At 66.1% G+C, this 598-nt stretch carries 1 protein-coding gene; it reads left to right on the top strand.

The annotated features are described in order from the left end of the window. Window positions 1–163: 163 nt before the first annotated feature. Window positions 164–598 (top strand): hypothetical protein (locus RJ1_RS45190; protein WP_073371191.1); only part of this gene is annotated, 435 nt, incomplete at its 3' end.

Below are 598 nucleotides of genomic sequence, written 5' to 3'. Positions count from 1 at the left end.
CGAGCACGAGAAGCGCACCGGTACAGAGGATCCGAACTGGCCCGACTGGTACGCCGCCTACATGATCGCCGAACAGGCTGGGACGGAGCTGCCCGTCTAACTGCCCTCGAATCCCCCACCGGTCTACCCCTCACCCCGCACAATCCATCAAGGAGAACACGCCATGTCCACGATCCGCCTCCACCAGACCACCACCGCAACACCCGAACAATTCCTCGACGCGCTCACCGACTTCGGGCCGGGCCGCGAGACGCTCTTCGGCAACAGCGCCGACGACTACCTCCAAGTGCACGAACTCGGCACCGACCACGCCGACGTCACCGAAGGCTCCGGCGGGGCCTGGGAACGCCTGCACTACGACTGGACCGATCCCCATCGCATCGTCATGACCACCACCGACTCCAACCTGTGGGGCGGAAACTCGGGCCACACCTACACCCTCACCCCACGGCCCGACGGGACCACCGACGTCGACGCCGTCGTGGTCCGCGACGGCAAGAATCTCAAAGGACGAGCGCTCGGGGCCGTGCTCGGCGTCTTCGGCACACGTGTCCTGGGAAAGGCGTTCGACAAGACCGTGCAGGCCATCGAAGCCCGG

This window comes from Rhodococcus jostii NBRC 16295, from assembly GCF_001894825.1.
Classification (GTDB): domain Bacteria; phylum Actinomycetota; class Actinomycetes; order Mycobacteriales; family Mycobacteriaceae; genus Rhodococcus_F; species Rhodococcus_F jostii.
The sequence above is the reverse complement of the archived record's forward strand: the minus strand, read 5'-3'. Positions and strand labels throughout refer to the sequence as shown.